This is a genomic window from Pigmentiphaga daeguensis (genome assembly GCF_039523035.1).
GTDB lineage: Bacteria > Pseudomonadota > Gammaproteobacteria > Burkholderiales > Burkholderiaceae_B > Pigmentiphaga > Pigmentiphaga daeguensis.
Genome location: NZ_BAAAEN010000003.1, coordinates 44,813 through 69,651, shown reverse-complemented (window position 1 = coordinate 69,651; position 24,839 = coordinate 44,813). Strand labels below are relative to the sequence as shown.

22 protein-coding genes and 1 tRNA gene are annotated in these 24,839 nt (G+C 68.8%); 15 read left to right on the top strand and 8 right to left on the bottom strand.

Going from position 1 to position 24,839, the window contains the following annotated elements:
- Positions 1–4: 4 nt before the first annotated feature.
- On the top strand, positions 5–463 hold the full coding sequence (locus ABD104_RS05255; RefSeq protein WP_087781515.1) for an Lrp/AsnC family transcriptional regulator: 459 nt from the start codon (positions 5–7) through the stop codon (positions 461–463).
- A 16-nt stretch (positions 464–479) separates the two neighbouring features.
- A complete protein-coding gene (locus tag ABD104_RS05250) occupies positions 480–2,792 on the top strand; it encodes a molybdopterin guanine dinucleotide-containing S/N-oxide reductase (RefSeq protein ID WP_132979414.1) in 2,313 nt (770 codons plus the stop codon).
- On the opposite strand, the gene ABD104_RS05245 is transcribed toward ABD104_RS05250, so the two are convergent.
- Positions 2,773–4,188: an amino acid permease gene (locus ABD104_RS05245; protein WP_087836904.1), complete on the bottom strand. Its 1,416-nt coding sequence runs from the start codon at positions 4,186–4,188 to the stop codon at positions 2,773–2,775. The two genes, ABD104_RS05250 and ABD104_RS05245, sit on opposite strands and share 20 nt — an antisense overlap.
- A gap of 127 nt (positions 4,189–4,315) precedes the next feature.
- On the opposite strand from ABD104_RS05245, the gene ABD104_RS05240 reads away from it, so the two are divergent.
- Positions 4,316–4,390 (top strand) — tRNA-Arg (locus ABD104_RS05240).
- 36 nt (positions 4,391–4,426) lie between these two features.
- On the opposite strand, the gene ABD104_RS05235 is transcribed toward ABD104_RS05240, so the two are convergent.
- Positions 4,427–5,380 carry a LysR family transcriptional regulator gene (locus tag ABD104_RS05235; protein WP_132979413.1) on the bottom strand — a complete coding sequence of 318 codons (954 nt, stop codon included), beginning with the start codon at positions 5,378–5,380 and terminating at the stop codon, positions 4,427–4,429.
- A 114-nt stretch (positions 5,381–5,494) separates the two neighbouring features.
- Between ABD104_RS05235 and ABD104_RS05230 the strand changes: the two genes are divergently transcribed.
- Genes ABD104_RS05230 through ABD104_RS05220 form a run of 3 tightly spaced genes read left to right on the top strand, consistent with a single transcriptional unit; the run spans position 5,495 to position 8,015 of the window.
- A complete protein-coding gene (locus tag ABD104_RS05230; protein ID WP_279817984.1) occupies positions 5,495–6,562 on the top strand; it encodes an Ldh family oxidoreductase in 1,068 nt (355 codons plus the stop codon).
- A 51-nt stretch (positions 6,563–6,613) separates the two neighbouring features.
- On the top strand, positions 6,614–7,585 hold the full coding sequence (locus ABD104_RS05225) for a Bug family tripartite tricarboxylate transporter substrate binding protein (protein WP_087836901.1): 972 nt from the start codon (positions 6,614–6,616) through the stop codon (positions 7,583–7,585).
- A gap of 16 nt (positions 7,586–7,601) precedes the next feature.
- Entirely contained in the window at positions 7,602–8,015 is a 414-nt protein-coding gene (locus ABD104_RS05220) for a cupin domain-containing protein (protein WP_087836900.1), read from the top strand.
- A gap of 8 nt (positions 8,016–8,023) precedes the next feature.
- Here ABD104_RS05220 and ABD104_RS05215 read toward each other — a convergent pair whose 3' ends face one another.
- The 4 genes from ABD104_RS05215 to ABD104_RS05200 form a co-directional block, all read right to left on the bottom strand.
- Entirely contained in the window at positions 8,024–8,908 is an 885-nt protein-coding gene (locus ABD104_RS05215; RefSeq protein ID WP_087836899.1) for a TauD/TfdA dioxygenase family protein, read from the bottom strand.
- Positions 8,909–8,934: 26 nt separating this feature from the next.
- On the bottom strand, positions 8,935–9,924 hold the full coding sequence (locus ABD104_RS05210; RefSeq protein WP_087836898.1) for a tripartite tricarboxylate transporter substrate binding protein: 990 nt from the start codon (positions 9,922–9,924) through the stop codon (positions 8,935–8,937).
- A 42-nt stretch (positions 9,925–9,966) separates the two neighbouring features.
- Positions 9,967–10,800: an IclR family transcriptional regulator gene (locus ABD104_RS05205; protein WP_087836897.1), complete on the bottom strand. Its 834-nt coding sequence runs from the start codon at positions 10,798–10,800 to the stop codon at positions 9,967–9,969.
- A gap of 131 nt (positions 10,801–10,931) precedes the next feature.
- Positions 10,932–11,867 carry a LysR substrate-binding domain-containing protein gene (locus ABD104_RS05200; protein WP_087836896.1) on the bottom strand — a complete coding sequence of 312 codons (936 nt, stop codon included), beginning with the start codon at positions 11,865–11,867 and terminating at the stop codon, positions 10,932–10,934.
- 120 nt (positions 11,868–11,987) lie between these two features.
- On the opposite strand from ABD104_RS05200, the gene ABD104_RS05195 reads away from it, so the two are divergent.
- Genes ABD104_RS05195 through ABD104_RS05180 form a run of 4 tightly spaced genes read left to right on the top strand, consistent with a single transcriptional unit; the run spans position 11,988 to position 16,065 of the window.
- A complete protein-coding gene (locus tag ABD104_RS05195) occupies positions 11,988–12,875 on the top strand; it encodes an HTD2 family dehydratase (protein ID WP_176400639.1) in 888 nt (295 codons plus the stop codon).
- Positions 12,872–14,119 carry a CaiB/BaiF CoA transferase family protein gene (locus ABD104_RS05190; RefSeq protein ID WP_087836894.1) on the top strand — a complete coding sequence of 416 codons (1,248 nt, stop codon included), beginning with the start codon at positions 12,872–12,874 and terminating at the stop codon, positions 14,117–14,119. The genes ABD104_RS05195 and ABD104_RS05190 overlap by 4 nt, the downstream gene beginning before the upstream one ends.
- Positions 14,116–15,033, top strand: a complete 918-nt coding sequence (locus ABD104_RS05185; protein WP_243724452.1) for an HpcH/HpaI aldolase/citrate lyase family protein — start codon at positions 14,116–14,118, stop codon at positions 15,031–15,033. Before ABD104_RS05190 ends, ABD104_RS05185 begins: the two co-directional genes overlap by 4 nt.
- 57 nt (positions 15,034–15,090) lie before the next feature.
- Positions 15,091–16,065: a Bug family tripartite tricarboxylate transporter substrate binding protein gene (locus tag ABD104_RS05180; RefSeq protein WP_279817996.1), complete on the top strand. Its 975-nt coding sequence runs from the start codon at positions 15,091–15,093 to the stop codon at positions 16,063–16,065.
- A 45-nt stretch (positions 16,066–16,110) separates the two neighbouring features.
- Here the strand turns inward: ABD104_RS05180 and ABD104_RS05175 are convergent, their stop codons facing one another.
- Positions 16,111–17,064 (bottom strand): Bug family tripartite tricarboxylate transporter substrate binding protein, encoded by a 954-nt coding sequence (locus ABD104_RS05175; protein WP_087836892.1) that lies wholly within the window; start codon positions 17,062–17,064, stop codon positions 16,111–16,113.
- Between the two features lie 62 nt (positions 17,065–17,126).
- Positions 17,127–18,035 (bottom strand): dihydrodipicolinate synthase family protein, encoded by a 909-nt coding sequence (locus ABD104_RS05170; RefSeq protein WP_087836891.1) that lies wholly within the window; start codon positions 18,033–18,035, stop codon positions 17,127–17,129.
- A 213-nt stretch (positions 18,036–18,248) separates the two neighbouring features.
- Between ABD104_RS05170 and ABD104_RS05165 the strand changes: the two genes are divergently transcribed.
- From ABD104_RS05165 to parC, 5 genes are all read left to right on the top strand, one after another.
- Positions 18,249–18,971, top strand: a complete 723-nt coding sequence (locus ABD104_RS05165; RefSeq protein WP_132979409.1) for a GntR family transcriptional regulator — start codon at positions 18,249–18,251, stop codon at positions 18,969–18,971.
- 82 nt (positions 18,972–19,053) lie between these two features.
- Complete coding sequence (locus tag ABD104_RS05160; protein WP_132979408.1) at positions 19,054–20,259, top strand: MFS transporter; 1,206 nt, start codon at positions 19,054–19,056, stop codon at positions 20,257–20,259.
- 27 nt (positions 20,260–20,286) lie between these two features.
- Positions 20,287–20,454, top strand: coding sequence for a hypothetical protein (locus ABD104_RS05155; RefSeq protein WP_165963071.1), 168 nt, complete (start codon positions 20,287–20,289; stop codon positions 20,452–20,454).
- Between the two features lie 117 nt (positions 20,455–20,571).
- Complete coding sequence (parE, locus tag ABD104_RS05150) at positions 20,572–22,530, top strand: DNA topoisomerase IV subunit B (RefSeq protein WP_279818001.1); 1,959 nt, start codon at positions 20,572–20,574, stop codon at positions 22,528–22,530.
- Positions 22,530–24,839 carry a DNA topoisomerase IV subunit A gene (parC, locus tag ABD104_RS05145; protein ID WP_132979406.1) on the top strand — a complete coding sequence of 770 codons (2,310 nt, stop codon included), beginning with the start codon at positions 22,530–22,532 and terminating at the stop codon, positions 24,837–24,839. Before parE ends, parC begins: the two co-directional genes overlap by 1 nt.

The following is a 24,839-nucleotide window of genomic DNA, read 5'->3' as shown; positions in this document are numbered from 1 at the left end:
CCCCATGGATAAAAAAGACAGCAATATTCTTTCTATCCTCCAGGAAGACGCCACGCTCTCGGTCAACGAGATCGCCGAGCGGGTCAGCCTGTCCCCCACCGCGTGCTGGAAACGCATCCAGCGTCTGACGCAGGAGGGTGTGATCCGCAAGCAGGTGTGCCTGCTCGACAACCGCAAGCTGGGCGTGGGAGTGACCGTGTTCGTGGCCGTCAAGACCAACCACCACGACCTGCAATGGCTGCAGAAATTCGCCGCCGGGGTGCGCGACATGCCCGAGGTGGTCGAGTTCTACCGGATGAGCGGCGAGATCGATTACCTGCTCAAGGTCGTGGTTCCGGACATCCAGGGCTTCGATATGGTGTACAAGAAACTCATACAGGTCGTGGAACTCTTCGACGTCAGCTCGAGTTTCGCGATGGAAGAACTGAAATACACGACGGCGCTGCCGTTGGACTACGCTTGATCCTGCCGAGACCGCCATGGCCGTAGATGTCAAACGCTTTCCGTCCCTGTCCCACTGGGGCGCCTTCACCGCCGTCGTCGCCGACGGTCGCCTGCAGGCCTGCGAGCCGTTCGCGCTCGATCCGGCCCCGTCGCCCATCCTGCGGTCCATGCCCGGCATGGTCCACTCGCCCTTGCGCATCGCCCGCCCCGCCGTGCGCGAGGGATGGCTGCGCGACCGCGAACGCGCCGATCGCAGCGCGCGTGGCGGCGACCGGTTCGTGGAAGTGGAATGGGACGTAGCCCTGAAGCTCGTGGCCGACGAACTGGCGCGCATCCGGACCACGCATGGCGATGCGTCGATCTTCGGCGGATCGTACGGCTGGTCCTCGGCCGGCCGCCTGCACCATGCGCGCACGCAGACCCACCGTTTCCTGAACGCGGGCGGTGGCTGCGTCAACCAGGCCGGCAACTACAGCTGGGGCGCGGCGCAATTCCTGCTGCCGCACATCATCGGCACCTATTCGCCGGTCACCGGGCGGGTCACCGACTGGAACAGCGTGGCCGCGCACACGCGGCTGCTCGTGGCCTTCGGCGGGATACCGCTGCGCAATACCCAGATCACCTCGGGCGGCGCCGGCGAGCATTCCACGCCGCGCTGGCTGGCGCGCGCCAGGGAAGCGGGCGTCGAATTCGTGGTCGTCAGCCCCACCCGGGCGGACGTGCCGGAAGGCATCGATGCGCGCTGGATCCCCATCCGGCCCAACACGGATGCCGCCCTGATGCTGGCCATGGTGCACGTGCTGTTGGCCGAGGGCCGGCACGCCGCCGATTTCGTGCAGACCCATTGCGCCGGCTTCGACCGCTTCGCCGACTACGTGCTGGGCAGGGCCGACGGCCAGGCCAAGAGTCCCGAGTGGGCGCAGGAGCTGTGCGGCGTGCCGGCGGCCGACATACGCGCCCTGGCGCGGCGCGCGGCCGACACGCGCACCATGCTGACCTGCACCTGGTCGCTGCAGCGGGCGCACCGCGGCGAGCAACCCTATTGGGCGGCGATCGCGCTGGCGGCGGCGCTGGGGCAGATCGGCCTGCCCGGCGGCGGCTTCGCGTTCGGCCACGGTTCCATGAACGGCGTGGGCAATCCGCGGCCGGCCGCGGCCTCGCCCGAGATGTCCTCGGGAGCGAACCCCATCGGCCGCTCGATTCCCGTGGCGCGCATCGCCGACATGCTGCTGCAGCCCGGCGAGCCTTTCGAGTTCAACGGCCGCAAGGACGTCTACCCCGACATCCAGATGATCTACTGGGCGGGCGGTAATCCCTTCCATCACCACCAGGACCTGAACCGCCTGGTGCGCGCCTGGAGCAAGCCCCAGACCATCGTCGTGCACGACAGCTGGTGGACGCCCACCGCGCGCCGCGCCGACATCGTGCTGCCGGCCACCACCACGCTCGAGCGCAACGACATCGGCGGTTCCTCGCGCGACCGCTTCGTGCTGGCCATGCATCAGGCGCTGGCGCCGCATGCGCAAAGCCGCAACGACTTCGACATCTATCGCGAGCTGGCCGCCATGGGCGGCTACGAGCAGGCCTTCACCGGCGGCCGCGACGAGTTCCAGTGGATACGCCACATCTATGACGGCATGGCCGCGGGGTGGCGCGAGGCGGGATTCGAGGCGCCCGGTTTCGAGGACTTCTGGCGCGCGGGACACCTGGAACTGCCCGAGCCGACGCGCGAGTTCGTGCTGTTCGAGGAGTTCCGCCGCGATCCCGCCGCCCATCCGCTCAAGACGCCGTCGGGCCGCATAGAAATCTATTCCGAGCGCATCGCCGGCTTCGGCTACGACGACTGCCCGCCCCATCCGGCCTGGGTGCCGCCGGCCGAATGGCTGGGCGCGGACCTGGCCGCGCGCTTTCCGCTGCACCTGGTCACATCGCAGCCGGGCGACAAGCTGCACTCGCAGCTGGACGCCGGCATCGTGTCCACCGCCAACAAGCTGCACGGGCGCGAGCGCGTGCGGATGGCGGCCGAGGACGCGGCGGCGCGCGGGATCCGGGACGGCGACCTCGTCAAGGTCTACAACGACCGCGGCGCCTGCATCGCGGCGGCCTCCGTGCAGGACGACGTGATGCGCGGCGTGGCCATCATGTCCACCGGCGCGTGGTTCGATCCCCTGGATGCGGCGCTGGAGCGGCATGGCAATCCCAACGTGCTGACCCTGGACGCGGGTACCTCGCGCCTGGCGCAGGCGCCCAGCGCGCTGTCGGCGCTGGTGGAGATCCGCAAGTGGGAAGGCGAGGCGCCGCGGGTGGAAGCCTTCGAGGTGCCGGCGATCAGCGTCCAGGCGGCGTGACCGGTTCGCCGGCCAGCACGGCCTTGCGGCGCGAATACAGGAAATACACCGCGAGGCCCGCCAGCAGCCATACGCAGAAGGCCAGCCAGGTGATCCGGTCCAGGTGCGCGATCAGGAAGACGCAGCAGACGACGGCCGCGAGCGGGACGTAGGGGACGCCGGGGCAGCGGAAGCCGCGGCGCAGTTCCGGATGGGTCCTGCGCAGGACGATGACCGCCAGCGAGATCAGCGCGAAGGCGGTCAGCGTGCCGATGTTGATCAGCTCGGCCAGCACCGCCAGGGGGATGAGCCCGGCGATCAGCGCGAAGGCCAGTCCGACGGTCCACGTCAACGTGAAGGGCGTCGCATGGCGCGGATGCAGGCTGGCCAGCCGCCGTGGCAGCAGGCCGTCGCGCGCCATGGCGTAGAGGATGCGCGTCAGGCCGTAGCTCATGACGAGGATGACCGTCGTCATGCCCAGGATCGCGCCCAGGTCGACCACGCCGGCCAGGCCCAGCTGCCCGGTGCGCTGCAAGGCCAGCGAGACCGGGTGGTCGGAATTGGCGGTGAAGTCCTGGTAAGGCACGATACCGGTCATGACCAGGGTCACGAGCACGTACAGCACGGTGCAGATCAGCAGCGAGCCCAGGATGCCGAGGGGTAGCGACCGCTGCGGATTCCTGACTTCCTCGGCCGAGGACGCGACCGCGTCGAAGCCGATGAACGCATAGAACATCAGCGCGGCGCCGGCATAGACGCCGCTCATGCCGTAGGGCATGAAGGGCGTCCAGTTCTCGGTTCGCACGTGGGTGGCGCCGGCGGCGATGAACAGCACCACCACCAGGATCTTGATCACTACCATCGCGTTGTTGACGCGCTTGGATTGGCGCACGCCGAGCGAGAGCAGGGCGGTGATGGCGGCCAGGACGAGGAAGGCCGGCAGGTTGAACAGCGACGCGCTGCCGGCCACCGCGCCCGGCGCGGCGCGCAGCGCCTCGGGCAGGTGCAGGCCGAAGCCGGCGATCAGCGATTGCAGGTAGCCGGACCAGCCAGCGGCGACGGCCGAGGCCGCCAGGCCGAACTCCAGGATCAGGATCCAGCCGATCAGCCAGGCGGGCAGTTCACCCAGCGTGGCGTAGACATAGGTGTAGACCGAGCCCGATACGGGCAGCGATGACGAGAATTCGGCATAGGACAGCGCCGAGAAAAAGCAGGCGATGGCGGCCAGGACGAAGGACAGCGACAGCGCGGGGCCGGCGATCAGGCTGCCGGTGCCGGTCAGGATGAAGATGCCCGAGCCGACGACCGCGCCCACGCCCAGCATGACGAGGTCGAAGGTGGACAGGCTTTTGCGCAAGCCCGCCGTCTCGCGCTGCGCCAGCATGCTGTCTATGCTCTTGACGCGGAACAGGTCCATGGGCACCTCGCTGGATGTGGTGTCGGCGCGTTCTCGCCCGGTCCGTTGACCGCATTCTCACATGGCTTGCACCGGCAAGGCGATTCTTGTCCCGGGGGCCTTTCTGCTGTTACAGTAGCGGGCTTGCGTCCCTGTAGTTCAATGGATAGAACAGGTTCCTCCTAAGAATCAGATCCAGGTTCGATTCCTGGTGGGGACGCCACCCGCCGCCCCTCGTCGTTCCTGCGCCCTTTCCCCGTCACTCTCCTGCCCGCATGGCATCCCGTTCGCCAGCGAATGGCCCGCCCAGGTTCGATATGCCGAATACATTGGCGCGATTGAGCCGCGCGAATTCCGCGTGCAGCAGGTCCTGCACCGCGTCGTAGGCCGCCGGGCTGTCCCGCTCGATGCGGCGCGCCAGCACCAGCATGCGGTTCAGTTGCACGCCGGTGATTTCCGAGCCGGTCACCCGGCCCGCGGCAACCAGGTCCTTGAACACCGAGATCGGCATGATGGTGGCCCAGCGGCCCCGGCAGACGAGTTCCCGGATGGCGTCGACCGAGTCGATCTCGGCCTCCAATCGCAGGTCCACGCCCAGCGGCATCAATTGCCTGTCCACGATGTCGCGGTGCAAGGAGGTCATCAGCAGCGGCATGCGATGCAACTGCGTGGCCGGGATGACGGGGCCCAGGCCCAGCGCGACGTTGGCGACCAGCGCGAAGGGTTCGCCCAGCAGCGGCTGCAGGGCCAGCGCACCGCCTGGACTGGGGTTGGTGACCACGGCCATGTCCACCATTCCACGTTCCACCCATTCCAGCAGCGAGGGCGTGAAGGCCTCGCGCACCTTGATGCGGATGCCGTCCAGGCCCCGCCGCGATTGTTCGAACAGGCCCGGCACCAGCACCGCGGCCAGGGTGGGCGAGATGCCGATGGTGACCGTGGTGGCGGCGCTGGCCGGGCGCTGCGTCATCTGCCGGCGCAGCCGGGCCGCCTCGGCCAGCATGCGCTGCGCGGACTCGTACAGCGTCAGCCCCGCGGCCGTCAGCCGCACGCCGCGCGCGCCTCGTATCAGCAGGGGCTGGCCCATTTCCCGTTCCAGCTCGCGCAGTTGGCGGCTGAGCGCGGGCTGGGCGATGGAGATGGCCTGCGCGGCCGCGCTCAGGCTGCCGGCGTCGACGATGGCGACGAAGTACCGCAAGGTGCGCAGATTCATGGCTGCCCCCGATAAACCATATCAGGATGATATGGCCCGGAGCGAATTCTGTATTGGATTTCCGCCCTGGCGCTCTCTAGCATTGGCCGTCAACGCGCTGTGGCATGGACGGACATGGGTGTAGATAGCAATTCGATATCGGTTTCCCTGGAACAACTGGAGCGATTCATTGCCGCGGCGCTGCGGCGAGCGGGGCTGCCCGAGGGCGATGCCGCCACCGTGGCGGGCCTGATGGCCCAGGCCGACCTGCAGGGCTCGGACGGCCACGGCGTCATCCGCCTGCCCCAATACGTCAGGCGGATCCGGTCGGGCGGCATCAACGTGCGGCCCGACATCCGGGTGGTGGCCGACATGCCGGGCATGGCCGTCGTGGACGGCGACAACGGCATGGGACACCTGGTGGTGTCGCGCGCGACCGCAATCGCCATCGACAAGGCCAGGACCCAGGGTGCGGCCTGGGTGGGCACGCGCCGCAGCAACCATGCCGGCCCGGCCTCGCTGTACTCGGCCATGCCGCTGCGGCACGACATGGTCGGCATCTATTTCGCGGTGGGCAACGCCAATCACCTGCCGCCCTGGGGCGGCACCGACATGCTGCTGTCGACCAATCCCATCTCGGTCGGCGTGCCGGCGGGCGACGAGCCGCCGGTGGTGCTGGACATGGCGACCACGGTGGCGGCCTATGGCAAGGTCAAGGCCAAGGCCAAGCGCGGCGAGATGATGCCCGAGGGTTGGATGATCGACCGCGAGGGCCGGCCGCTGCTTGACCCCACGCGTTCGGACGAGGGTTTCCTGATGCCCATAGGCGGCCACAAGGGCTATGGCCTGGCCCTGATGGTTGGCCTGCTGGCCGGCACGCTGAACGGTGCCGCGATGGGGCGGGACGTCGTCGATTTCAACAAGGACCACGTCACGCCGACCAATACCGGCCAGGCCATGCTGGTCCTGAACCTGGCCGCCTTCGGCCCGGTGCAGGGCTTCAAGGAGGCGGTCGACCGGCTGGTGGGAGACCTGCGCGGCAGCGCCCGCATGCCCGGCACCGAGCGCATCTGGATGCCCGGCGAACAGAGCCACGTGCGCCGCCGGCACTACCGGGAAACGGGCATTCCCGTTTCCCGCGGCGTGGCGGCCGAGCTGGACCAGCTGGCCAGGGAACTGGAGATTCCGCTCCTGGCCAGCTGACCGCAGATTCGTTCCCAGACACCACCCGCACAGACGGGGGAGGAGACAGACATGAAGTCCATCATCGCAAGCGTGGGCATGGCGCTGCTGGTCTGCGCGGGCACCCCCGCGCGGGCAGCCGACGCCTATCCCGCCAAGCCCGTCCGCATGGTGATCCCGCTGGCCGCGGGCTCCGCGGTGGACAAGGCGGTCCGGATCGTGGTCCAGAAGATGTCCGAGGACCTGGGCCAGCCCTTCGTGGTCGAGAACATTCCCGGCTCGTCCGGGCTGATCGGCGCGGACAAGGTGGCCAAGGCCGCGCCGGACGGCTACACGCTGGGCGGCTTCAACGACAGCATCCTCACCATGATCCCGCACATCTATCCCAGCATGCCGTGGCATCCCCTGAAGGACTTCGATCCGGTGTCGCTGGTGGCGACGGTCGAGTGGGGGCTGGTGGTGCCGGCCGACTCCCCCTACAAGACCGCGGCCGATTTCATCGCCGATGCGCGCGCCAACCCCGGCCGCATCAACTACAGCTCGGGCGGCAACGGCAGTCCGCAGCACATCGCGATGGCGCTGTTCGCCCGCAAGGCCGGCCTGGACATCGTGCACGTGCCCTACAAGGGCGCGACGCCCGGCGCCGTGGCGGTGGCGGGCAAGGAAGTGCAGGCGGGATTCCAGGGGCTGGGAACGGTGGCGGGGTTGATCCAGGGCGGCAAGGTGAAGCTGCTGGCGGTATCCACGAAGGAGCCGCTGGCGCAGTTCCCCGGGGTGCCGACGGTGGACACCTCCGGCCTGCCCGGGTTCTTCTTCGACTCGTGGGCCACGATCGTCGCGCCGCACGGGACGCCCCGGCCCATCGTCGACCGCCTGCACCAGAGCGTGGTGAAGGCCCTGGCCGCGTCCGACGTGAAGGCGCAGTTGGCGCCGCTGGGCATGACCCTGCGCGGCATCGGCCCCGACGAATTCGGCGCCGCCACGCGCGGCAACTTCGACCTGTACCAGCAACTGATCCGCGACGGCAACATCCAGTCCAACTGAGGCCGAGGAACCCACGATGAACGTCACGCCATCCCGGGCCGTCCTGCTCAAGGCCGCCGAACTGCCCGTCCACGACCGCGGCGGCGGCGCGCGCACCACGCCGCTGGTCGGGCGCCAGGTCGGCGCCCAGGGTTTCCTGACCGGCTACACCGAATTCGAGGCCGGCGCGCAGATTCCCTTCCATTTCCACAACTGCGAGGAAAGCGTCGTGCTGATCGAGGGCGAGGCCGTGCTCGACATCGACGGCGAGTCCCACCCGCTCAAGGCGCACGACGCGACCTACATTCCGCCGGGCGTGCCGCACCGCTTCCGCAACCTGTCGGCGACGCGGCCGATGAAGATCCTGTGGATCTACGGCTCGCCGGACGCCACCCGCAGCCTGGTGGAGACCGGCGAGACCCGGCCGATCGCGGCCGAGCACGGCAAGTAGCGGCAGGGTCAGGCCGCCGCGCGCGCCTCGGCCGACAACTGCACTTCCTCGGTGGTCGCGCGCCGCAGCTCGCGCCGCTGCGCGAAGTCGAAGCGCCGGCCGCGATGCAGGGTGGCGGTGTTGTCCCACATGACCAGGTCGCCCACGCGCCACGCGTGGCGGTAGACGAACTCGCGCTGGGTCGCGTGTTCGAGCAGGTCGAGCAGCAGCATGCGGCCCTCGGCCACGGTCATGCCCACGACTTCGCAGGCGTGGATGCCCACGAACAGGATCTTGCGGCCGGAGCGCGGATCGGTCTGCACCAGCGGCCAGCGCACCGGAGGCAGGGCATTGCGCTGGGCCTCGGTATAGTCGGTGTCGCCCAGCAGGAAGCGCGAGTGCAGGGCGTAGTGCACGGCCTGGAGGTCGCCGATGGCGGCCTTCATGGCCTCCGGCAGATGGTCGTAGGCGGCGCGCAGGTCGGCGAATTCCGTCTGGCCGCCGTCCTGCGGCACGACCACCGCCGACAGCATCGAATACTTGGCCCGCGGGCGCTGGAACGAGCTGTCGCTGTGCCAGAGCTGGTTGGCGATGTTGCCGACGATCTTGGCGTGTTCGCGGCCGGCGACCGAGCCGTCGACGGTGACGTTCGAGATGTCCGCCAGTTCCGCGTGGTCGAAGCGGTGGGCGCCGCCCTTGACCTTGCGCAGCCCCAGGTCCAGCGGACCGAAGCTCTTGGCGAAGCGGATCTGCTGGTCCTGGTCCAGCGGCTGGTCGCGGAACACCAGCACGGCGTAGTCGTCCATCGCTTTTTCGATGGCGCGGACGGCGGCCGCATCCAGCGGCCGGGCGAGGTCCAGTCCCGAGGCTTCGGCGACGAAGCCGGGCGTCAGGGGCGTGAGCGTAAGTGCCATGGTATGGATTTCTCCTTGTGGGGAATCTATTCGATCTTGATGCCGGCGGTCTTGACCACCTTGGCCCATTTGTCGATTTCGGCGTCGATCAGCGCGGCGTATTGCTCGGGGGTCGAGCCCACCGGCTCCATGCCCAGCTGCTGCATGCGCGCCGCCAGGTCCGGTGCCTTCACGATGCGTCCGATGTCCGCGCCGACGCGCCGCCGCAGCGCGGCGGGGACGCCCGCGGGCTCGACGATGCCGATCGTGCTCATCGCCGAGAAGCCCGGCACGGTCTCGGCGATCAGCGGAATGTCGGGATGGCTCGCGGCCCGCTTGGGACTGGCGAGCGCGATCAGCTTGAGCCGCTTGTCCTCGACGTAGGGCATGGCCGAGAACATCACGTCGAACAGCAGCGGCACGCGTCCGCCCACCACGTCCTGCTGCGCCGGGCTGCTGCCCTTGTAAGGCACGTGCACCAGCTCGATGCCCGCCATGTGGGCCAGCAGTTCGCCGGCCAGGTGCGTGCCCGTGCCCACGCCCGGCGTGGCGTAGCTGAGCTTGCCCGGGTTCTTCCTGGCATAGGCGATCAGTTCGGGCACGGTGTCGACCGGCAGCGAGGGGTGCGCGAACAGGCCGAAGTGCGTCAGCGCGACCTGCGAGACGGCGGCCAGGTCCTTGCGCGTGTCGTAGGGCAGCGAGGGCTGCATGCTGGGATTGATCATCAGCGCGCTGATGGCCATGCCCAGCGTGTAGCCGTCGGCCGGCGCCTTGGCGACCGTATTGGTGCCGGTGATGGTGCCGCCGCCCGGCTTGTAGTCGACCACGACGGGTTGCTGCCAGGCGGCCTGCATCTTCTCGGCCAGCATGCGGGCGATCGTGTCGGTCGGCCCGCCGGGCGCGAAGGGCACGATGAGCTTGACGGGGCGATTGGGCCAGTTCTCGTCCTGGGCGGCCGAGAGGCGGGGCGCGGCCGCCGCGGCGAGCAGCGCGGCAAGCGCGGTGCGCCGCCCCGGGCGGGGAGGAAAGTCGGGCATGGGTGTCTCCTTCTGTTTTCTGGTCGTGGGGGGCGGATGGCCCTACGCCGACGAGGCGGCCATCCGTTTGCGGGGAACGGGCGGCACGGCCGCGGTCAGCGCGGGGCCGGAAATGCCGCCGATTTCGTCGGCGAAGTCGGCCGCCGCGCGCAGCAGCCGGGGAATGACGAGGTCGTGCAGCTTGTCGGGCGTGATCAGGAACGAGGGGCCGCCGCAATTGATGGCGAAGACCTCGCCGCTGGGCGCGCGCACCGGCGTGGCCACGGCATTGATCTGTGCGTGCCATTCGCCCTGCGAGGCCGCGTAGCCCAGCCGGCGCGCCTTGCGCAGCGCCGCGTCCAGGCGCGAGGCGGTCACGGTGCTGCCGGCGGCCAGCGTATCGGCGCCGACGGTGGCGCAGGTCAGCGCATCCACGCCCGATAGCCAGGCCCGTCCCAGCGCCGAACTGGCCAGCGACATGCGGGTGCCGACGTCGGCGCCCAGGAAGGCCACGGCCGATCGCGCGCGGGCCGCCTCGACCACCAGGATGTCGGTGCCGTCGCGCAGGCCCAGGAAAGCCGAGGCGCCGCATGCCTCGGCCAGCGCCACGAGGTGCGGCCGCACCAGGCGGCGGGCGTCGATCGCGCCGAGGAAGGATTGCGCCAGGCGCACCACGCCGGCGGCCAGTTCGTACTTGTCGGAGTCCGGACAGGGTCGCAGCTGGCCCAGCGCGACCAGCGTGGAGATCAGGCGATAGGCGGTGGGGCGGGGTATGCCGGTGGCTTCGGCGATGTCGCCGTTGCCCAGCGGGCCCGCGGCGCGCGCGAAGCAGTCGAGTACGGCGAATCCGCGTTCCAGGGCGGTGACGTTGGCGGGCGGCTGGGTGCGGCGGCGCATGGCGTGGGCGATATCCGGGGGGGCGGCCCGGGATGGCCGCCGTCGGAAATCACTCTAGGATCGCCGCCACGCGAAAACAACCGTTTCCAAAAACCATTTTCATTTTTCCGCTTTTGCATGCGGAATGCGCATCAGGCCGGCGGCTCGGTGCTCAGCAACGCCTCTTCGATCGCGGCGGGCGTCAGGTCCGGCGCCAGCTTGCCGACGAACTCGTACAGGTGGCGCGGCCAGTACGCGCCGCGCCGGGCCAGCGCGTAGACGATGCTGGTCGGGAACAGGTGGTCCACCGGGCGCGCGTCGAGCTTGCGGTCGCGCGTGCGGGAATAGGCGATCAGCGGGATGACGGCCAGGCCCACGCCGGTGGCCGCATAGCTTTTCATGATCTCCACGTCGGTGCCGCGCATGGCGATCTTGGGCGACAGGCCGGCGGCGGCGAAGGCTTCGTTCACCCGCCGGCCGATGGCGTGCTGTTCGCTGTAGGTGATGAGCGGGTGGCGGGCAATGGCCTCCAGTGTCAAGGGCGACGTCTCGAACACGGGATGGCCGCGCTCGCCGATCAGCACGTGCTTGAGCTGGTAGCAGGGGATGGTGGCCAGCGAAGGCGGCAGGATCTGCGGCGCGGTGGACAGGCCCAGGTCGACTTCGCCGGTGGCCACCAGGTCGGCGATCTCGGACGGCGTGGCCTGGACCAGGTGCAGGCCCACGCCCGGGTGGCGCCGGGTGAAGCCCGGCACGATGTCCTGCAGCGCGTAGCGGGCGTGCGTGTGCGTGGTGGCGATGGCCAGCCGGCCGCCGGCCTCGCGCCGGTGGTCGGCCACGATCAGCGAGATATCCTCGGTCGCCGCCAGGATGCCGCGCATGCATTGCAGCACCTGCCGGCCCACGTCGGTCAGCCCCAGGATGCGGCTCTTGGCGCGAATCAGCAGCGCCACGCCCAGGCTGTCCTCCAACTGGCCGATCTGCTTGCTGACCGCCGACTGGGTGGTGTGCAGGGCCCGCGCCGCCCGCGACACGCTCATGTCATGGTCGATGACGGCGCAGAAGGCGCGCACTTGCTGGAGTTTCATGGGGGTATTCCAGGAGTACGTTTCCAAAATGGAATAGACATCCGCAATTTATCATTTCTCGGAAACGAGGGGCGGGTCTACGATGGGCGCCGTACTACAGAACTCCAGCGAGACACCATCGTGACCTCCGACACCACGCCCGCGGCACTCGACGCGTTGCAAGCCTGGGTGGGCCGCAGCGAGACGAACGCCGACGTCGTCACCCCCCAACTGGCCGAACGCCTGTCGGCCACCATCGAGTCCTCGCGCGGCGCCGCGTTCGCCCGGGGCGCCGAATTCCCGCAGATGTGGTATAGCGTGCTCTTCCCGCGCGTCGTGCCGCGCTCCCAGCTCGGCCGCGACGGCCATCCGGCGCTGGGCGACTTCCTGCCGCCCGTGCCGCTGCCCAAGCGCATGTTCGCCGGCAAGCGCATCCAGTTCGTCGCGCCCATCCGCATCGGCGACGAACTCGAGCGGGTGTCCACCATCGCCTCGATCACCCCCAAGCAGGGCAGTTCCGGACCGCTGGTGTTCGTTACCGTGCGCCACGTCGTCAGCAATGCCGCCGGCACCGTGGTGGTCGAGGAGCAGGACGTGGTCTACCGCGACAGCACCCTGGCCAAGGACGGCGGCGCGGCCAAGGCTGCCGCCGCGCCCGCCTTCGAGGCCCTGCACCGGTCCGACACCATCGTGGCCGATGCCGTGATGATCTTCCGCTACAGCGCGCTGTGCTTCAACGGCCACCGCATCCACTACGACCAGCCCTATGCCACCCAGGTCGAAGGCTATCCCGGCCTGGTGGTCAACGGCGGCCTGGGGGCGCTCTGCGCCGCCGAGCACCTGCACGAGGCCTGGGGCGGCGCGCGCCTGTCGAGCCTGACCACCCGCAATACCTCGCCGCTGTTCGAGGGCGTGCCCTTCCGCGTCGAGAGCCGCGCGGGCGAAGCGCCCGGCGCGATCGAGTTCCGCGTCGTGACCGAAGCGGGCAAGACCACGCTGCAAGGCTCGGCCACGAAGGAGTCGGCATGACGGCATCCGTATCGCAGCAGGCGGGCCGCGCGCCGCTGGAAGGCCTGCGCATCGTCGACCTGACGCAGGTGGTGGTGGGGCCCTACGCGACGCAGTTCCTGGCGGACTTCGGCGCCGAGGTCATCAAGATCGAGCATCCCTCGGGCGATCTGGCGCGCTGGATAGGCGGGCGTTCTCCCACGCCCGGCATGGCGGCGAAATACCTGCACCTGAACCGCAACAAGAAGAGCCTGGCGCTGGACCTGAAGAAACCCGGCGCGCTCGATGCCCTGAAGAAGCTGATCGCGTCGGCCGACGTGGTGGTGCACAACATGCGGCCGTCGGCGGCGGCGCGCCTGGGCCTGTCGGCCGAGGACCTGATCCGGCTCAAGCCCGACCTGATCTATTGCAGCGTGGTGGGCTTCGGCCAGGAAGGTCGCTACCGCGACAAGCCCGCCTACGATTCCATCATCCAGGGCGCCTCGGGCCTGGCTGCCATCAACAACGGCGGCGACGGCCAGCCGCGTTTCGTGCCCATGGTCATCGCCGATCGTACCGTGGGGGTGATGGTGGCCAACAGCATCCTGATGGCGGTGGTGCAGCGGTTGCGGCACGGCGGCCCGCAAGTGGTCGAGGTGCCCATGTTCGAGAGCATGACCGCCTTCGTGCTGGCCGAGCACATGTTCCTGAAGACCTTCGATCCGCCGCTGGGCGCCACCGGCGACTCGCGCCTGCTGGACCCCAATTCGCGGCCGGTCCGCACCGCCGACGGCTATATCTGCGTGACCGCCAATACCGACGCGCAAGTCTTCGCGATGTTCGAGGCGATGGGCCGCCCCGAGTTGCGGACCGATCCGCGCTTTGCCGAGAAACGCGCCCGTTTCGAGAACATCGGCGAGATGTTCCGCATCCGCAACGAGGTGTTCGCGACGCGGACCACGGCCGAATGGCTGGAGATCCTGGAGGCCGCCGACATTCCCGCGATGCCGCTGCACACGCTGGATTCGGTGCTGGACGATCCGCACCTGGCCGACACGGGGCTGTTCCAGAAGGTCGAGCATCCCACCGAAGGCACGATCACCAACCTGCGCAATCCGGTCCGTTTCTCGACCTACGAGCCGGCTCTCAAGTGGCCCGCGCCGCACATCGGCGAGCACAGCATCGAACTGTTGCGCGACGCCGGCCTGGGCGAGGAGGACATCCAGGCCATGGTGGCCAGCGGCGCCACGGTCGATCACGCCGCCACGCGGGAGGAGGCACGATGACGAGCATGGCCGAACAAGCCAGGCAGCGCGAGCTGCCGGTCTGGCGATCGCTGCTGTATGTGCCGGCGAACGTGCCGCGCTTCATCGAGAAGGCGCACACCCGCGGCGCGGATGCCATCATGCTCGACCTCGAGGACAGCGTGCCGGCTTCCGAGAAAGCCGTGGCGCGCGAAGCGGTCGCGGCCGCCGCCGCGCAGGTGCGGCGCGGCGGGGCCGACGTGCTGGTGCGGGTGAACCGCCCGCTCGGCCTGTGCGTGCGCGACGTCGAGGCCAGCGTGGGCGCGGACGTGGACGGGATCGCCATCACCAAGGTGGACGGCCCGTCGCACGTGCGGCTGCTGGACGAACTGGTGACCGAGCTGGAGGCGGACCGTGGCCTGGCCATGGGACACACCCGTTTCCTGGTCATGATCGAGACGCCCGAGGCGTTCGAGGAGATGACCGACATCGCCCGCGCCTCGCCGCGCGTGGCGGCCATCAACATAGGGGGCGAGGACTTCGCCCTGAACGGCGGCTTCGAGCCCACCGACGAGGCGCTGCTGATGCCCAAGCAGCGAATGATCCTGGCGGCGCGCGCCGCCGGCGTCATGCCGCTGGGCTATATCGGCACCGTGGCCGATTTTTCCGACTGGGACCGGTTCCGCGCCATGGTCAGGCGCTCGCGCCAGTTCGGTTTCGACGGCGCGAGCTGCGTGCATCCGGGGCAGGTCGCCATCGTCAACGAGGAGTACGGGCCGCGGCCCGAGGACGTCGCGCATGCCGCGCGCGTCATCGAGGCGGCGGAGCAGGCGCAGGCCGAAGGCCGCGCGTCGTTCCAGCTGGACGGCAGGATGATCGACATTCCGGTCATCGAACGGGCCCGAAGGCTGATCGCGCGCCAGCGGCGCATCGAGGCCCGGGGCGCCCGTCCCTGAGCCACGGGGCGGCGGGCTCGCCGCCCATATATCAATACACACAGGAGACCCATCGTCATGTTCAAGCAAGTCGTCACCTCGGCCATCATCTGCGCCGCTTTCGCCGCTCCGCTGCATGCGGCCGACAACTATCCGTCCCGGCCCATCACCCTGGTCGTCCCGTTCACGCCGGGCGGCAGCACCGACATCATCGCGCGCGTCATGAGCAAGCAGCTGGGCGCGGCGCTCGGCCAGCCCATCGTGGTCGAGAACAAGCCCGGCGCGGGCGGCATCGTGGGCACGCAGTACGCCAAGTCGCAGCCGGCCGACGGCTACACCCTGATCATGGGCGCCATCGGCACCTTCGGCGCCAATGCCACGCTGTATCGCCGCCTGCCCTACGATCCGGTGAAGGATTTCGCCCCGATCTCGCTGGTGGCCGGCGTGCCCAACGTGCTGGCGGTCAACCCGGCCAAGCTGGACGTGCGCACGGTGGACGAACTGATCAAGGCCGTGCGCGCCAAGCCCAACGGCTACGACTACGCCTCGGGCGGCAACGGCAGCGCGGCCCACCTGGCCACCGAATACTTCAAGCTCAAGGCCAACATCCAGATCCAGCACGTGCCCTACAAGGGAACGGCGCCCGCGCTGAACGACCTGGTCGGCGGCGTGACTTCGCTGGTGCTGACCGGCTATCCGCCGCTTGCGCCGTTCTTCCAGGCCGGCCGCCTGCGCCCCATCGCCGTGGCCACCGCCAAGCGCCTGCCGCAATTGCCCGACGTGCCGACCATCAGCGAGACCAAGGGCCTCGAAGGTTTCGAGGCCAGCCAGTGGTATGGCCTCCTGACCATCGCGGGCACGCCCAAGCCCATCGTGGATCGCTTGAACAAGGAGATCGTGGCGGTGCTGAAGAATCCGGAAACCCTGGAGCAGTTCCGCAAGGAAGGGCTGGAGCCGATGTACAACACGCCCGAGGAATTCGGCCAGTACATCAAGGACCAGATCCAGCTCTGGCGGCCGGTCATCCAGAAGGCCAACATCATCATCGACTGATGGCCCGCGGGCGGCCCGGATGTTCTTCGGGCCGCCCTTCGCGCATTACTGCTTGAGGTTGAGCTTGGGCACCAGGGTCTTGAAGGCCTGGCCCTGCCTGGCCACGTCGGACGAGAACTCGGACAGGTCGGCGTAGGCCGGCGTCAGGTTCTGCTTGCGCATGGTGGTCTGGAACTCGGTCGACTGCGACAGGGTCCGGGCCGCCGCGCGCCATTTCTCCACCGCCTCGGCGGGGGTGCCCTTGGGGACCCCCACGCCGCGCCACACGCTGAACAGCAGGTCGTGGCCCAGTTCCTTGAAGGTCGGAACCTGGCTCAGCGTCTCGATCCGCTTCTCCGACATCACCGCTAGCGTGCGCAGCTTGCCGGTTTCCACATGCTGGCGCAGTTCCGCGTAGGCCACCGTGGTGGCCTGCACGTCGCCCGACAGCAGGCCCATGATGGCCGGCGCCGATCCCTGGTAGGGGACGTGCGTGAACGCGATGTCCACCGATTCTCCCAGCGCCGCGGCCGCCATGTGCGGCACCGTGCCGTTGCCGGCGTTCGAGATCGCGACGCGGCCGGGGTTGGCCTTGGCATAGGCCAGGAACTCCTGGATGGTGTGCCACGGCGCGTCGGCGCGTACCGTGATCGACGACGGATCGTCGGTGAAGCGGGCGATGGGCTGGAATTCGTCCACGCTGGTCTTGCCTATGCCCATCAGCGGCACGACCAGCATCTCCGGCGTCATGAGGACCAGGCGGTACCCGTCGGCCGGGCCGGTGGCCACGTAGGACCAGCCGATAGAGCCGCTGGCGCCGGGCTTGTTGACCACGTAGACGGACTGCGGAAAGATGGGGCGCACCGCGTCGGCGATGGCACGGGCGGTGTTGTCGCTGCCGCCGCCGGGTTGGTAGGCGACGACGAGCTCCACGGGCTTGGTCGGATAGCCGGCGGCCCAGGACGAAGCCAGCATGGACAGGCTGGCAAGCGAGGCGCAAAGCAGGCGGGCGAGGTTCATGGTGCGGTCCTTCTGCTGTGGGAAAGCCCCCGGTGGCGCCAGGCGCCTTGGGGGCGGGGGAGTCAGTAGTCGTATCCCAGCCGGCGCAGGCCGGCCTGGGTCTCGCGGACGATGGCGATGGTGCGTTCCCGTTCGGCGCCCGACAACGGGAGCCGGGGCGGCTTGACGGTTTCCGCTGTGCCGTCGATCAGGTGCTCGGCCAGCTTGATGTGCTGCACCAGCTTGACCACGGTATCCAGGTGATAGAGCGGCGTCAGCACGTGATACAGCTGGCGGGCCTTGTCGAAGTCCCCCGCCGCGGCCAGCGCGAGCAGGTCCACGGATTCGCGCGGCACCGCGTTGGCCATGCCCGACACCCAGCACCGGACGCCCAGCGCGGCGCTTTCGACCACCAGGTCGTCGACGCCGCAGACCACGGCCAGGCGATCGCCGAAGCGGGTGATGAGATCGGTGACGCGCGTGGTGTCGTAGGACTCTTCCTTGAGCGCGACGATGGTGGGCTCTTCCAGCAGGCGGGCCACCACGTCGGGCGTGAGATCCACGCCGTAGCCGCGGGGATTGTTGTAGAGCAGGATGGGCAGGGGCGAGGCCTGCGCCACCGTCCGGTAGAAGGCCACGGTCTCGTCGGCATCCGACTTGTAGGTCAGGCCGGGGAACACCATCAGGCCGTCCACGCCCAGCGCGTGGGCGTCGCGGGCGAAGGCGGCGGCCCGCTCGGTGCTGGTCTCGGCCACGCCGGAGAGCACCGGCACGCGCCCCTTCACCGTATCCAGCGCGATGCGCAGCACTTCCTGCTTTTCCCGGGGCGACAACTGCGCGTTCTCGCCCACCATGCCCATCATCAGCACGCCGTTCACGCCGCGGGCGATGAGGCGTTCCAGGCCGGCGCGGATGGCGTCGGCATCCAGTGAATAGTCGGGCTTGAGCTTGGTCGTGACGGCGGGAAACACGCCTTGCCATCGGATGGTCATGCGGACACTCCTTGGAATCTTTCGAGGATATTGACTACTTTATATTGGATCCAATTTGAAAGTCTACGAAAAACGGCCATGAAGGCCGTCATCAGCCAACGGTAGATGACCGGTGGCTGTTGGATAGTGGATCCAATATACTTCTATTTAAACCCCCGTGTCCGTGGCGCGTCTGTCGGGGTTTACCTGGACCCCGTCATCTCTGCCTTCGCCATGCCCAGAAACGACCTGCCCCCGTCTTCCCCTCCCGCCCGGCCGTCCTCCGGCAACCGGCTCGTGCGCCGGACCACGTCCGAACTGGTGGCCGAGGCGCTGCGCGACCGCATCCTGTCGGGGGCGATCCCTCCCGGCTCGCCGCTGCGCCAGGAATTGCTGGCCGACGAATTGGGCGTGAGCCGGATTCCGGTCCGCGAAGCCATCCGCCAGCTCAGCGCCGAGGGCCTGGTGGACGCCATTCCCCACCGGGGGGCCTTCGTCTCCATGCTGTCGCGCGCCGAGGTCGAGGAATTGTTCGACATTCGCCTGCGCCTGGAGCCCTGGCTGATCCACGAGGCGGCCGCGCGGATATCGGAAGAGGAACTGGCGCGGGCCGAACAATGCGTGGCGCGCATGGACACGGCGGGGCCCGATCAGTGGGGCCAGTTGAACTGGCAATTGCACGAAGGCCTGTACCGGGCGGCCCAGCGGCCGGCCGCCCTGGCCATCGTGCGCGGCCTGCACGAGAAGTCCGAGCGCTATTTCCGCTTCCAGGTGGTCAACGCCCCGATCCGGCAGCAGGCCCACCAGGAGCACCTGGCCCTGGTCTCGCTGTGCCGCGAGCGCCGGGCCGACGAGGCCCGATCGGTGCTGGAGCGCCACATCGGCGACGCCGCGGGGCAGATCCTGGCCATCGTCGAGCGCCTGCTGGACCAGGCGCCGGGCCGCGAGCCGGCGTAGCGGGAGCGGTGCGACTACAATGCGCAGGCCGTGGCCGGTCGCGCACGCACCGGCGCCGCGATTTTCCATCATCCAGTCCTTCATGCCGCCGCAGCCTCTTTCGTCACCGACTCCCTCGTCCCGCTCAGGAAGCATCGTCGTCTGCGCGTCGCTCGTGCTGTTGTTCGCGATGGGCGTGCGCGCGACCTTCGGCCTGTTCATGCAGCCCATGGGGCTGGTCCACGGCTGGGGGCGCGACGTGTTCTCGCTCGCCTTCGCCATCCAGAACCTGGTGTGGGGCGTCTCGGCCATCCTGATGGGATCGGTGGCCGACAAGTGGGGGTCGGGCCGGACCATCGTCGCATCGGCGCTGTTGTGCGCGCTGGGCCTGGTCGGCACGCGCTACGCCGGGTCCGAGGCCATGCTGTACCTGTGCGCCGGCGTGCTGGTCGGACTGGGGCAGGCCGGCACGACATTCGCCGTGCTGCTGCCGGTGGTGGCGCGCGCCGTGCCGCCCGAGGGCCGCAGCACCGCGATGGGCATCGCCAGCGCGGGCGGCTCCATGGGGCAGTTCGTGGTCGTGCCCGCCGGGCAATTGCTGATCGATCATTTCGACTGGACCGGCGCGCTGTGGGCGCTGTCGGCGCTGATGCTGCTGGCGCTGCCGCTGGCCACGCGGCTGACGGGCAAGCCGGCGCATGTCGCCGGCGCGCAGTCGCTGGGCGCGGCGGTACGCCAGGCCATGGGGCACGGTTCCTACCACTTCCTGTTCTGGAGTTACGCGGTCTGCGGCTTCCACACGGCCTTCATCACGCTGCATCTGCCGGCCTTCGTGGTGGACGGCGGCCTGAAGGCCTCGGACGGCGCGCTGGCCATCGCGCTCATCGGCCTGTTCAACGTGTTCGGCTCGTACTGGGCCGGCCGGATGGGCGGCCGCCACAGCAAGAAGCACCTGCTGGCGCTGCTGTACGCGACGCGCTCGGCGGCGATCATGCTGCTGATCCTGCTGCCGCTGACGCCGGCGGTGCTGTATGCGTTCTCGGCCTTGATCGGGCTGGTCTGGCTGGGGACCGTGCCGTTGACCACCGCGCTGGTAGGACATATCTACGGCATGCGCTATGCGTCGACCCTGACCGGTATCGTATTCTTCGGCCACCAGATCGGCAGCTTCGTCGGTGTCTGGCTAGGCGGCAAGCTGTACGTCGCCACCGGCAGCTACGATGCGGTCTGGTGGATTTCGGTCGCGCTCGGTCTGGTCGCGGCGGCGCTGTGTATGCCCGTGCGCGAGCGCGCATTGGTGCCGGCATGAACACGGCCGGGAACAGGAGGCAGGTCCATGGCCGATCGCAACCGGCAGGGGCAATCCGGGAGGCGCGGGCGCGCCTGGCGGGCGGTCCTTGCCTATGCTTTGCTTGGCACCGTGCTTGCGGTAGCCTTCCTGGGCTATTTGCGCCCGCAACTCGTCGTCGGATGGGAAGGGCTCATGGCCCTGTGCGGCCTGTGACCGCCACCCGCCGGGCAAGGCAGGGGTGCCCAAAAAATGGGCGTGCCACGCCGGCCCGCATGGCCAGGCCCTCCGTCCGTAAAATACCCTTCATTTTCCACAGTCGCTGGGGATAACTTGGCCACTCGCTACAACGAAGCTTCCATCCGGGTGCTGAAGGGGCTGGAGCCCGTCAAGCAGCGCCCGGGCATGTACACTCGAACCGAAAACCCCCTGCACATCGTGCAGGAGGTGATCGACAACGGCGCCGACGAGGCGCTTGCCGGCTACGGCAAACATCTGCAGGTCACCCTGCACGCCGACGGCAGCGTGACCGTCGAGGACGAGGGCCGCGGCATTCCCGTCGGCCTGCACCCCGAGGAAAACGCGCCGGTCGTCGAACTGGTCTTCACCCGCCTGCACGCCGGCGGCAAGTTCGACAAGCAGGGCGGCGGCGCCTATTCGTTCTCCGGCGGCCTGCACGGCGTCGGCGTCTCGGTCACCAACGCGCTGTCGTCGCGCATGGAAGTCACGGTCTGGCGCGACGGCGCGGCCCACCGGCTGGTGTTCCAGCACGGCGACGTGGTCGAGGAACTGGCGCAGGTGTCCGATCCCGCCCGCAAGAAGAGCGGCACGCGCGTGCGCTGCTGGCCGGACCCCAAGTATTTCGACAGCGGCACGATCCCCATGGGCGAGCTGTCGCGCCTGTTGCGCAGCAAGGCCGTGCTGCTGCCCGGCGTGAAGGTCACGCTGCGGGTCGAGAAAACCGGCGAGACCCAGACCTGGCTGTACGAGCAGGGCCTGCGCGGCTACCTGACCGAGGCGCTGGCCGGCGCCGAACTGCTCATTCCCTTGTTCGAAGGCGAGCAGTACGCCGGCGGCGACAACGAGAACTTCGCCGAGGGCGAGGGCGCGCAGTGGGTGGTGGCCTGGACCGAGGACGGCAACGTCGTGCGCGAGTCCTACGTCAACCTGATCCCGACGCCGGCCGGCGGCACGCACGAGGCCGGGCTGCGCGACGGCCTGTTCAACGCGGTCAAGGGTTTCGTCGAACTGCACAACCTCAGTCCCAAGGGCGTCAAGCTGCTGCCCGAGGACGTGTTCGCGCGCGCCAGCTTCGTGCTGTCGGCCAAGGTGCTCGACCCGCAGTTCCAGGGCCAGATCAAGGAACGACTGAACAGCCGCGACGCGGTGCGCCTGGTGGGCGGGTTCTCGAAGCCGGCGCTGGAGCTGTGGCTGAACTCCCACGTCGAATACGGCAAGAAGCTGGCCGAGCTGGTCATCCGCCAGGCGCAGTCGCGCGTGCGGGCCACGCAGAAGGTCGAGAAGCGCAAGAGCTCGGGCGTGGCCGTGCTGCCCGGCAAGCTGACCGATTGCGAAAGCAGCGACGCCTCCCGCACCGAGGTCTTCCTGGTCGAGGGCGACTCGGCGGGCGGTTCGGCCAAGATGGGGCGCGACAAGGAATTCCAGGCCATCCTGCCGCTGCGCGGCAAGGTGCTCAACGCCTGGGAGGTCGAGCGCGACCGCCTGTTCGCCAACAACGAGATCCACGACATCGCGGTGGCGATCGGCGTCGATCCCCATGGCGCGGGCGACGATCCCGACCTGTCCGGGCTGCGCTACGGGCGCGTCTGCATCCTGTCCGACGCGGACGTGGACGGATCGCACATCCAGGTGCTGCTCCTGACGTTGTTCCTGCGGCACTTTCCCAGGCTGGTCGAGGCCGGGCACGTGTACGTGGCGCGCCCGCCGCTGTTCCGCGTGGACGTGCCGGCGCAGGGCAAGCGGCCGCCGCGCAAGCTCTATTGCCTGGACCAGGGCGAGCTGACCGCGGTCGAGGACAAGCTGCGCAAGGAAGGCGTGCGCGAGGGGTCCTGGAGCATCAGCCGCTTCAAGGGCCTGGGCGAAATGAGCCCCGAGCAGCTTTGGGAAACCACGATGAACCCCGACACCCGCCGCCTGCTGCCGGTCACCTACGGCGAACTCGGCGCGGACGAGACCACGCGCATGTTCGACATGCTGATGGGCAAGGGTGAGGCCGCGCAGCGGCGCTCGTGGCTGGAAGAGAAAGGCGACCTCGCCGAGGTGGATATTTGATGACGGACGAACAACAACCCGGCCTGTTCGAGCGGCCGGGCGGCGACGCCGCGATCACGCTGGCGCGCTATGCGGAACAGGCTTATCTGGATTACGCGGTATCGGTGGTCAAGGGCAGGGCGCTGCCGGACGTCAGCGACGGCCAGAAGCCGGTGCAGCGGCGCATCCTGTATGCCATGCAGGCCATGGGGCTGGGCGCGAACGCCAAGCCCGTGAAGTCGGCCCGCGTGGTGGGCGACGTGCTGGGCAAGTACCATCCCCACGGCGACCAGGCGGCCTATGATGCGCTGGTGCGCATGGCGCAGTCGTTCTCGCTGCGCTATCCGCTCATCGACGGACAGGGCAACTTCGGCTCGCGCGACGGCGACGGCGCCGCGGCCATGCGCTACACCGAGGCGCGGCTCACGCCCATCGCCCGGCTGCTGCTGGACGAGCTGGACGAAGGCACGGTCGACTTCATTCCCAACTACGACGGCTCGTACCAGGAGCCCAGGCAACTGCCGGCGCGCCTGCCCGTGGTGCTGCTGAACGGCGCCTCGGGCATCGCGGTGGGCATGGCCACCGAGATCCCGCCGCACAACCTGCGCGAAGTGGCGCAGGCCGCGGTGGCGCTGCTGAAGAATCCCAGGATCGCCGACGACGAGCTCTACGGCCTGCTGCCCGGACCCGATTATCCCGGCGGCGGCCAGATCATCACGCCGCGGTCCGAGATCGCCCAGATACTCGGCACAGGCCGCGGCTCGATCAAGGTGCGCGCGCGCTGGAAGTTCGAGGAAATGGCGCGCGGCCAGTGGCAACTGGTGGTCACCGAACTGCCGCCGTCGACCTCCGGCCAGAAGGTGCTGGAAGAGATCGAGGAACTCACCAATCCCAAGGTGAAGGCGGGCAAGAAAAGCCTCTCGAACGAACAACAGCAGACCAAGGCGGCCTTGCTGAGCCTGCTCGACGCGGTGCGCGACGAGTCGGGCAAGGACGCGGCCGTGCGGCTGGTATTCGAGCCCAAGACCTCGCGCGTGGACCGCGACGAGTTCGTCAACACGCTGCTGGCCCATACGTCCATGGAAAGCAGCGCGCCCATCAACCTGGTGGCGGTGGGCAACGACGGGCGGCCGCGCCAGAAGTCCATGCGCGAGATCCTGGACGAGTGGCTCGTCTTCCGCACCCAGACCGTCACGCGGCGTTCGCGCCATCGCCTGGACAAGGTGCTGGACCGCATCCATGTGCTGGAAGGCCGCATGGTGGTCTACTTGAACGTGGACGCGGTGATCAAGGTCATCCGCGAGTCGGACGAACCCAAGCCCGCGCTGATGCAGGCCTTCAAGCTGTCCGAGCGCCAGGCCGAGGACATCCTGGAGATGCGCCTGCGGCAGCTGGCGCGCCTGGAAGGCTTCAAGATCGAGCAGGAACTGAAGGACCTGAAGGACGAGCAGGGCAAGCTCGAGGAACTGCTGGCCAATCCGAATTCGCTCAAGCGGCTGATCGTCAAGGAAATCGAAGCCGACGCCAAACAGTACGGCGATGATCGCCGCACGCTGATCGAAGCGGCCGAGCGCGCCACCGTCGAGGCCAAGGTCATCGACGAGCCGGTCACCGTCATCGTGTCGCAGAAGGGGTGGCTGCGGGCCCGCCAGGGCCACGGCCACGATGCCAGCCTGTTCACGTTCAAGGCGGGCGATGCGCTGTACGGCGCGTTCGAATGCCGGACCACCGATACGCTGATCGCGCTGGGCAGCAACGGTCGCGTCTATTCGGTGGCCGTCAGCGCGCTGCCGTCGGCGCGCGGCGATGGCGTGCCGGTGACCACGCTGATCGACCTGGAAGCCGGATCCCGCATCCTGCACATGATCGCGGCGGCCCCCGAAAGCCGGTGGCTGCTGGCCACCGAGCGCGGCGTCGGCTTCGTCACCCGCCTGGGCGACATGGCCACGCGCCAGCGTGGCGGCAAGCAATTCATGACGCTGGACGAGGGCGACAGCCCGCTGCGGCCCGTGCCGGTGTTCGACGGCGCCGATTCGCTCGCGCTGCTGACCGACAAGGGCCGTTTCCTGGTGTTCGGCCTGGCCGAGGTCAAGGCGCTGTCCTCGGGCGGTCGCGGCACGGCGCTGATGGACATCGATCCCAAGGACACCCTGGCCCAGGTGGTGCCGGTCGGGCCGGCGGGGCTGCGGATCACGGGCATCTACCGCAACAAGCCGCATGAAGAGATCCTGTCCGGCGGCGGACTGGCGGTCTACGTCGGCAAGCGGGCCCGCAAGGGCCGGCTGCTGGACGCCAAGCCCAAGCAGCCCGTGCTGTCGCCGGTGCTGTAA

Bases quoted from the DNA above. Each gene is read 5' to 3' on its own strand.
- ABD104_RS05255 (WP_087781515.1), top strand. From the start codon at position 5: ATGGATAAAAAAGACAGCAATATTCTTTCTATCCTCCAGGAAGACGCC.
- ABD104_RS05250 (WP_132979414.1), top strand. From the start codon at position 480: ATGGCCGTAGATGTCAAACGCTTTCCGTCCCTGTCCCACTGGGGCGCC.
- ABD104_RS05245 (WP_087836904.1), bottom strand. From the start codon at position 4,188: ATGGACCTGTTCCGCGTCAAGAGCATAGACAGCATGCTGGCGCAGCGC.
- ABD104_RS05235 (WP_132979413.1), bottom strand. From the start codon at position 5,380: ATGAATCTGCGCACCTTGCGGTACTTCGTCGCCATCGTCGACGCCGGC.
- ABD104_RS05230 (WP_279817984.1), top strand. From the start codon at position 5,495: ATGGGTGTAGATAGCAATTCGATATCGGTTTCCCTGGAACAACTGGAG.
- ABD104_RS05225 (WP_087836901.1), top strand. From the start codon at position 6,614: ATGAAGTCCATCATCGCAAGCGTGGGCATGGCGCTGCTGGTCTGCGCG.
- ABD104_RS05220 (WP_087836900.1), top strand. From the start codon at position 7,602: ATGAACGTCACGCCATCCCGGGCCGTCCTGCTCAAGGCCGCCGAACTG.
- ABD104_RS05215 (WP_087836899.1), bottom strand. From the start codon at position 8,908: ATGGCACTTACGCTCACGCCCCTGACGCCCGGCTTCGTCGCCGAAGCC.
- ABD104_RS05210 (WP_087836898.1), bottom strand. From the start codon at position 9,924: ATGCCCGACTTTCCTCCCCGCCCGGGGCGGCGCACCGCGCTTGCCGCG.
- ABD104_RS05205 (WP_087836897.1), bottom strand. From the start codon at position 10,800: ATGCGCCGCCGCACCCAGCCGCCCGCCAACGTCACCGCCCTGGAACGC.
- ABD104_RS05200 (WP_087836896.1), bottom strand. From the start codon at position 11,867: ATGAAACTCCAGCAAGTGCGCGCCTTCTGCGCCGTCATCGACCATGAC.
- ABD104_RS05190 (WP_087836894.1), top strand. From the start codon at position 12,872: ATGACGGCATCCGTATCGCAGCAGGCGGGCCGCGCGCCGCTGGAAGGC.
- ABD104_RS05185 (WP_243724452.1), top strand. From the start codon at position 14,116: ATGACGAGCATGGCCGAACAAGCCAGGCAGCGCGAGCTGCCGGTCTGG.
- ABD104_RS05180 (WP_279817996.1), top strand. From the start codon at position 15,091: ATGTTCAAGCAAGTCGTCACCTCGGCCATCATCTGCGCCGCTTTCGCC.
- ABD104_RS05175 (WP_087836892.1), bottom strand. From the start codon at position 17,064: ATGAACCTCGCCCGCCTGCTTTGCGCCTCGCTTGCCAGCCTGTCCATG.
- ABD104_RS05170 (WP_087836891.1), bottom strand. From the start codon at position 18,035: ATGACCATCCGATGGCAAGGCGTGTTTCCCGCCGTCACGACCAAGCTC.
- ABD104_RS05165 (WP_132979409.1), top strand. From the start codon at position 18,249: ATGCCCAGAAACGACCTGCCCCCGTCTTCCCCTCCCGCCCGGCCGTCC.
- ABD104_RS05160 (WP_132979408.1), top strand. From the start codon at position 19,054: ATGCCGCCGCAGCCTCTTTCGTCACCGACTCCCTCGTCCCGCTCAGGA.
- ABD104_RS05155 (WP_165963071.1), top strand. From the start codon at position 20,287: ATGGCCGATCGCAACCGGCAGGGGCAATCCGGGAGGCGCGGGCGCGCC.
- parC (WP_132979406.1), top strand. From the start codon at position 22,530: ATGACGGACGAACAACAACCCGGCCTGTTCGAGCGGCCGGGCGGCGAC.